Genomic DNA, 5,040 nt, shown 5'->3' with positions numbered 1-5,040 from the left:
GCCAATGGTAGCTGATTTCACGCTTAAGTTAAATTATTCACTGAGAAAAGGCCGACAAAAACTGTGCGCCGAGAGCGGGTAATGCTACACTTTCGCCCCGAATTTAAGCTACTTTGATGACAGAGGAATATCATGTTACACCTTTACAACACACGCACCCGGGGAAAAGCGCCTTTTGTTCCGTTAGAGGAAGGAAAAGTGGGGTTATATGTGTGTGGTATTACGGTGTATGACTTAAGTCACATGGGGCATGCCCGTACGTATTTAAGTTTTGATGTGCTAGTACGCTACCTTCGTCATTTAGGCTATGACGTGACTTATGTGCGCAATATTACCGATGTGGACGACAAAATTATCGCCCGCGCAGCGGAAAATGGCGAATCAACAGACGCGTTAACCGCGCGTACAATTGCCATGATGCATGATGACTTTGCGGCAATTAATTTACTTGAGCCAGATATTGAGCCTCGGGTAACCACCCACATGCCAGAAATTATCAATATTATCGAAACCTTGGTGAATAAGGGCTTTGCTTATTTGGCTGACAGTGGTGATGTGTTATTCGATGTGAGTAAGTTTCCTGAATACGGCAAACTGAGTAAACAAAACCTAGAACAACTGCAAGCTGGCGCCCGGGTTGAAGTGGCCGCGGGTAAAGACGATCCGCTGGATTTTGTTCTGTGGAAAAAAGCCAAACCCCAGGAGCCTGCATGGCCGTCACCGTGGGGAGACGGGCGCCCGGGTTGGCATATCGAGTGTTCTGCAATGAACCACAAACACTTAGGTGCCCACTTTGATATTCATGGCGGCGGTTCGGATTTAACTTTTCCCCATCATGAAAACGAAGTGGCGCAATCTTGCTGCGCCTTTGACACCCCTTACGTGAACGTGTGGATGCATACGGGCATGGTACAGGTGGATAACGAAAAGATGTCTAAATCTCTGGGCAACTTTTTTACCTTACGGGATGTTTTGCAAGAGCACGATGCTGAATCATTACGGTTTTTCCTGATGTCGGCCCATTATCGTAGCCAGCTTAGTTATTCGCAAGATAACATCGATCAGGCAAAGTCAGCTCTCGAACGTTTATATACTGCGCTGCGTGGCGTAGAGCCAGATGCTTCCACCGATTTAGCTTACGGGGGTTATTTGGCAAAGTTTGAAGCGGCCATGGACGATGATTTAAATGTGCCAGAAGCATTCTCTGTGCTATTTGAATTGGCGCGAGATTTAAATAAACAAAAAGCCAATGAGGCTGAGGCAGCCAAGTTAGGCGCTGTATTAAAAGGCCTAGGAGCTATTTTAGGTATTTTACAATCTTCACCGGAAAGTTGGTTGCAAGGTGGCGGCGATGATGATGAAGCGGAAAAAATTGAAGCGCTCATTAAACAACGCAACGATGCCCGTGCTGCAAAAGACTGGGCGGCAGCCGATGCTGCTCGTGATGCGTTAACGGCAATGGGCGTGGTACTTGAAGATGGGCCATCAGGCACCAGTTGGCGTAAAGCATAACTGGCGTTAACAACGGCAAATGAAAAAACGAAAGGGGCATGGCGCCCCTTTTTTTGATCTAACTTATGGTGTTATCAACCCACGTTTTTCAGTCGGGTGACATCCACGTGGAGTTTGAGTTTTTGACCGGGTTGCAGATATTTTTTGGAATTTAAATTGTTCCATTGGGTGATATCTGACACTTTCACATTAAATTTACTGGCGATGCGGGACAGGCTGTCACCATTTCGTACGGTATACGTAAAGGATCTTACCACGCCCGCTGTGGCGCCGGTGTCTGTCTTTTTGCCTTGCCAAACAATGAGGGTTTTGCCGGGCATCAGAGGATCTGTTGGAGCCATGCCGTTCCATTTGGCTAAATCATTGGTATTCACTTTATACAATCGGCTGATATCCCACAGGGTATCTCCCGATTTTACTTTGTAGGCAATTTTGGCCTTAGCATGGGGCTGGTTTTGTATGGATGCTAAGCGTTGATCTTGACTGAGGGAATAGGCGTCCAGTTCTTTTAACGCAACCGGTATCATTATCGCATCACCAATTCGAATCATATTCGATGACAGATTATTCACCTTTTTGATAATGCTGGCAGTGGTGTGATAGTGGTTGGCCAGCTTTAACAGGCTGTCTCCTCGCTTAACGGTATAACGCACCCAGTTTAGGCGATCTTTTTGGTCAATGGACGCCAGCTGCTGAGAAAAGTTCTTAGCTTTGTCGGCAGGCAATAGCAAATAATGGGGCCCATCAGGATCTGTGGCCCAGCGATTAAATCCTGGGTTAAGGGCGTGAAGATCTTCTAATTCCATATCGGCTAAATCGGCAGCAAAGGCGAGGTCGATTTGAGAGTCAATGTCTACCAGACTTACCACTTCTTCGTTGTCGATGGCCGGCCAGTCAAATTGATAGCTGTCTCGGTGTTTTAAAATATCGGCCAGTGCTAATAATTTCGGTACATAAGCGCGGGTTTCTCTTGGTAGATCCAAGGACCAAAAATCGGTTTTCTTACCGGCTTTTTCATTTTGTTTAATGGCGCGAAGTACGCGACCTTCACCACTGTTATAGGCGGCAAGGGCATTTAACCAGTCGCCGTCAAACATCTTATTTAAATAGGTGAGGTATTCAATGGCTCCTTTCGTGGACGCAACCACGTCTCTGCGGCCGTCATACCACCAACTTTGACGCATACCGAAACGTTTGGCTGTGCCGGGAATAAACTGCCACATGCCGGCAGCACGTCCGTGGGAATATGCAAAGGGATCGAAGGCACTTTCCACAATAGGCAGCAATGCGATTTCTAAGGGGATCCCCCCTTGTTCAAGTTCGCCAGCAATGTAATACAGAAATGGCCGTGCACGATTGACAACCCGGGCCATATACTCGGGATGCTTTAAATACCAGTTTCGTTGTAATGCGATGCGGTTATCATCAGGAATATCGAGGGAAAACTGACTGCTTAGTCGCGTCCATACATCATCGATGACGGCATCGGCTTGCTCTGTAGAAATGGCATCATCCAGTGCTTCATCAACATCATCCACCGGATGCACGACTTCGATGACCCCATCTTTGGCCACCTGACAATCTTGGGCATCATCGATTTTGGTTTGACCCACTTCACAGCTATCGAGCTCGGGCGTGTTTATTTCAGGCGCAACCTCATTGGCCGCTACTTCTGATTCGGTTAACTGACAACCTGTTAACAAGGTTATCATTGACATACCGGCGAGAAGGCCCAGCGTTGTCTTCATTCTTATGCTGCCTCGCAATTTGACTACAAAAAATGTTATAGCCTAACAATTGTTACTAATGATTGCATCAAAACTCGTCTTTCCAACGACGAATGGCAGCAAAAATGGCATCGTCGCTTGTCAATGTTTGCCCTGAATACCGAATCGCGGCGTCGGCCACGGAAGCGTGCTGTGTGCGCAGAAATGGATTGATGGCTTTTTCTACAGCAAGGGTAGAGGGTAGCGTAATACGCTGCTCGGCTCTCAGTGAATTGACTTTTTCGGCGTGGCGATTTAGTTGCGCATTTTCTGGTTCCACAGCCAGGGCAAAGGTCATGTTTGCCTGAGTGTATTCGTGGGCGCAGTATACTCGTGTATCATCTGGTAGGTGTGTTAGTGTGTTCAACGAGTGATGCATTTGTGCGGGGGTGCCTTCAAAAAGTCGTCCGCATCCGCCACTAAATAAGGTATCACCACAAAATAGCGCGCCATGGCCATAAAAGGCGATATGATCCAGAGTATGCCCCGGCACTTCTATTACATCAAAGTGGCAGTGAAGTGTTTCTAAACTGGCGGTATCGCCTTGTTTAACCGGCTGTGTGATACCCTGAATATGTCCGCCGTGTGGACCAATAACCGGGATGTCTGGATAGGATGCAACCAGTTTTTGAATACCGCCGGTATGATCATGATGGTGATGGGTGATAAGAATGGCAGTGAGGGTGAGTTGGTGTTGCTCACAAAATGCTAAAACGGGATTGGCATCGCCGGGATCCACAACCACCGCGGTGTTGCTATCATGAAGGCACCAAATGTAGTTGTCTGAAAATGCGCTAATGGGCGTGACGCTGACCTGCTCGGGAAAGCTTAACGGTGGTGTCATAATATACCTGCTTATGAAAAGAGAATTATGCGATACTATAGAAACTTGATAGCGACACTGCAACTTTATGGAACGGTTTAATAATCAATGAGATTGGCATACCGCGCACGGGTTCCTCGCTACCCTGAAAACTGGTCTCAATTACCTGCTGGCGAAGCGATCCGCCGTACCATTCAAGGTGTGAGCAATAGTTATGCGAAGAGAATATTTGGCTATCACTTTGTGAAGCTAGGTACGTTGAGCTCGCAGATTTCGCTTACAAAATGCAGTATTACCCACCAAATTCATCAAACGCCCGTTCGTAACGCCCATACCCATGTTATTGGTGAGTCAACAGAATTGCCCTTCGTGGAAAACAGCATTGATGGTTTCTTGTTGGCAAACGAGTTGGATTATTGTCAGGATCCTCATCAGATTTTGCGTGAAGTAGACCGGTGCATCAACCAAGACGGCTATATCATCTTAAGTGGTTTTAACCCGTATAGCCTTACGGGTGTGGGGAAGTACCTGCCTTTGAAACGGGGTAACTTGTTACATGATGCCCGCTTTTTTTCTTCTGGTAGAGTGAAGGATTGGTTGCAGCTACTGGGCTATGAGATTATCGAAACCCGGCACATTTTGTTTTCCATGTTATTTATGAAAAAGCGTGTGTTGCCCGTGGTGTGGCAACAACGGGTGTCGCGGTATTTGCCTTGGTGTAGTTCGGTGTACGTTATTTTGGCGCGAAAACGGGTTGTGCCTATGACCACCATTAAACCGAAATGGAAACTAAAACCCAATTTTTCGGCGGTGGGAGCCAGTATGCGGGTAAAGCCCACAACGTTGTTAGGACAAAATAAAAAAACCTGACCGAAGTCAGGTTTTTCTTAAAACACAGATTACTTAACCCGCATGCCTGGTTGAGCACCTTCATGGGGT

4 protein-coding genes are annotated in these 5,040 nt (G+C 47.0%); 2 read left to right on the top strand and 2 right to left on the bottom strand.

Features of this window, described 5'->3' with window-relative positions:
• The first annotated feature begins 132 nt into the window (after positions 1 to 132).
• Entirely contained in the window at positions 133 to 1,512 is a 1,380-nt protein-coding gene (gene cysS / locus V5298_RS19740) for a cysteine--tRNA ligase (RefSeq protein ID WP_332933138.1), read from the top strand.
• Positions 1,513 to 1,586: 74 nt separating this feature from the next.
• Here the strand turns inward: cysS and V5298_RS19735 are convergent, their stop codons facing one another.
• Complete coding sequence (locus V5298_RS19735) at positions 1,587 to 3,260, bottom strand: lytic transglycosylase (RefSeq protein ID WP_332933137.1); 1,674 nt, start codon at positions 3,258 to 3,260, stop codon at positions 1,587 to 1,589.
• A gap of 67 nt (positions 3,261 to 3,327) precedes the next feature.
• The gene (gloB, locus tag V5298_RS19730) at positions 3,328 to 4,122 is read right to left on the bottom strand and encodes a hydroxyacylglutathione hydrolase (protein ID WP_332933136.1); all 795 of its coding nucleotides are present in this window, start codon (positions 4,120 to 4,122) and stop codon (positions 3,328 to 3,330) included.
• Between the two features lie 87 nt (positions 4,123 to 4,209).
• Here gloB and V5298_RS19725 point away from each other — a divergent pair, with 87 nt between their 5' ends.
• Complete coding sequence (locus tag V5298_RS19725) at positions 4,210 to 4,971, top strand: methyltransferase domain-containing protein (protein WP_332933135.1); 762 nt, start codon at positions 4,210 to 4,212, stop codon at positions 4,969 to 4,971.
• Positions 4,972 to 5,040: the final 69 nt, after the last annotated feature.

It is taken from the genome of Alteromonas sp. 14N.309.X.WAT.G.H12, from assembly GCF_036697315.1.
In the GTDB taxonomy this organism is placed as follows: domain Bacteria; phylum Pseudomonadota; class Gammaproteobacteria; order Enterobacterales; family Alteromonadaceae; genus Alteromonas.
Note: the sequence above shows the minus strand (reverse complement) of the source record. Positions and strands in the feature narration are given on the sequence as shown.